The following is a 2,500-nucleotide window of genomic DNA, read 5'->3' as shown; positions in this document are numbered from 1 at the left end:
CACACGGGATTTCACGGGCCCCGTGCTACTCGGGATACAGTCACGCTCTTTTCTACTTTCGACTACAGGACTTTCACCTTCTCTGGTGCAGCTTTCAACTGCTTTGTCTAGCTTGAAGATACGTTAGTTGACTGTCCCACGACCCCAAAAGTAAAAACCTCTGGTTTAGGCTGTTTCCCGTTCGCTCACCACTACTTGGGAAATCGCTATTGCTTTCTCTTCCTCCAGCTACTAAGATGTTTCAATTCGCTGGGTTCGCCGCAATCAGTCTATGTATTCAACTGATGCTTACTGGGTTGCCCCATTCGGACATCTCCGGATCAATGCTTGCTTCCAGCTCCCCGGAGCTTATCGTCGGTCGCCACGTCCTTCTTCGCCTCTGTGTGCCTAGGTATCCACCGTTAGCCCTTTGTAACTTGACCACTTTCTTCTTTGATGGTGGTCTGCTTTTCAGCTTTTCCGACGCATCGGATTACTTACTAAGCTTGATGATGACTTAATTTCTATGCAGTTTTCAAGGTTCTGACTAGAGTTCTAGACTCCAGCATTCCGACTTTCACATGAGATAGTCTGGGTGCTGATTTCTGTGTTCTTCTTGGTTTTGGTTGTATTTTAATACTTAGCCAAGCTAGATAGCTAGTGAGAGTGGAGGTAAGCGGACTCGAACCGCTGACTTCCTGCGTGCAAGGCAGGCGCTCTACCAACTGAGCTATACCCCCACTAAGCAAGTGCCTGTTTTTTGAGCGCCTGAGTCCTGAATTTTCATTCGTCGCTCATTACTTCAAATTCATCACTTTTTTCCAGGTGGGCCATCCTGGATTTGAACCAGGGACCTCACCCTTATCAGGGGTGCGCTCTAACCAACTGAGCTAATAGCCCATTTCCCGAACCAGTTAATAGTTTGAAAGCTTTGACATCTATTTCTCGAACGACCAGGGATACTGATTGCTGCCTCTTCTTTAGGTTCGGTAGTTTCTCAGATGGTCTCCCTAAAAGGAGGTGATCCAGCCACACCTTCCGGTACGGCTACCTTGTTACGACTTCACCCCAGTCATCAGCCCTGCCTTCGGCATCCTCCTCCTCGAAAGGTTAGAGTAATGACTTCGGGCGTGGCCAACTTCCATGGTGTGACGGGCGGTGTGTACAAGGCCCGGGAACGGATTCACCGCAGTATGCTGACCTGCGATTACTAGCGATTCCGCCTTCATGCAGGCGAGTTGCAGCCTGCAATCTGAACTGAGGCAGGGTTTACGGGATTAGCTCGCCCTCGCGGGTTGGCTGCCCTCTGTCCCTACCATTGTAGTACGTGTGTAGCCCAGGACGTAAGGGGCATGCTGACTTGACGTCATCCCCACCTTCCTCCGGTTTGTCACCGGCAGTCTGTTTAGAGTGCCCAACTTAATGATGGCAACTAAACACGAGGGTTGCGCTCGTTGCGGGACTTAACCCAACATCTCACGACACGAGCTGACGACAGCCATGCACCACCTGTGTTCGCGCTCCCGAAGGCACTCTTCCCTTTCAAGAAGATTCGCGACATGTCAAGTCCTGGTAAGGTTCTTCGCGTTGCATCGAATTAAACCACATACTCCACCGCTTGTGCGGGCCCCCGTCAATTCCTTTGAGTTTCACACTTGCGTGCGTACTCCCCAGGCGGGATACTTAACGCGTTAGCTACGGCACTGTCCGGGTCGATACAGACAACACCTAGTATCCATCGTTTACGGCTAGGACTACTGGGGTATCTAATCCCATTCGCTCCCCTAGCTTTCGTCCCTGAGTGTCAGTTATGGTCCAGCAAAGCGCCTTCGCCACCGATGTTCTTCCTGATCTCTACGCATTTCACCGCTACACCAGGAATTCCCTTTGCCCCTACCATACTCTAGCTGTTCAGTTTCCACTGCCTTTCCGAGGTTAAGCCCCGGTCTTTGACAGCAGACTTGAACTGCCACCTGCGGACGCTTTACGCCCAATCATTCCGGATAACGCTTGCATCCTCCGTCTTACCGCGGCTGCTGGCACGGAGTTAGCCGATGCTGATTCCTCTGGTACCGTCAGGCTGCTTTCACAACTTTCTTCCCAGAGAAAAGGGGTTTACAACCCAAGAGCCTTCTTCCCCCACGCGGTCTTGCTCCGTCAGGCTTTCGCCCATTGCGGAAAATTCCCCACTGCTGCCTCCCGTAGGAGTCTGGGCCGTGTCTCAGTCCCAGTGTGGCTGATCGTCCTCTCAGACCAGCTACCGATCGTCGCCTTGGTGAGCTTTTACCTCTCCAACTAGCTAATCGGACGCGAGCTCATCTTCAGGCTATAAATATTTTCCCTTTCGGTACATCGGGGGTTAGCAGTCGTTTCCAACTGTTGTCTCCGTCCTGAAGCCAGATTCTCACGCGTTACTCACCCGTCCGCCACTAAGTATTTCTACTCCGTTCGACTTGCATGTGTTAAGCAGACCGCCAGCGTTCATCCTGAGCCAGGATCAAACTCTCCGTGTTGGATTGTT

At 51.7% G+C, this 2,500-nt stretch carries 2 tRNA genes and 2 rRNA genes (1 of these 4 running past the window's edge); all 4 read right to left on the bottom strand.

The features are described from left to right. Positions 1–422: ribosomal RNA gene (locus JGK22_RS32430) — 23S ribosomal RNA — on the bottom strand (it extends 2,482 nt beyond the left edge of the window). A gap of 224 nt (positions 423–646) precedes the next feature. Then, a tRNA-Ala gene (locus JGK22_RS32425) sits at positions 647–719 on the bottom strand. Positions 720–805: 86 nt separating this feature from the next. Continuing rightward, positions 806–879, bottom strand: a tRNA-Ile gene (locus JGK22_RS32420). Positions 880–992: 113 nt separating this feature from the next. After that, a 16S ribosomal RNA gene (locus JGK22_RS32415) occupies positions 993–2,492 on the bottom strand. Together the 16S and 23S rRNA genes with 2 tRNA genes alongside form the textbook arrangement of a ribosomal RNA operon. Between the last annotated feature and the right edge of the window lie 8 nt (positions 2,493–2,500).

Origin of the sequence: Microcoleus sp. PH2017_08_TRC_O_A (assembly GCF_020738665.1) — a bacterium.
In the GTDB taxonomy this organism is placed as follows: Bacteria; Cyanobacteriota; Cyanobacteriia; order Cyanobacteriales; family Microcoleaceae; genus Microcoleus.
This window is presented reverse-complemented; position numbering and strand designations above follow the sequence as displayed.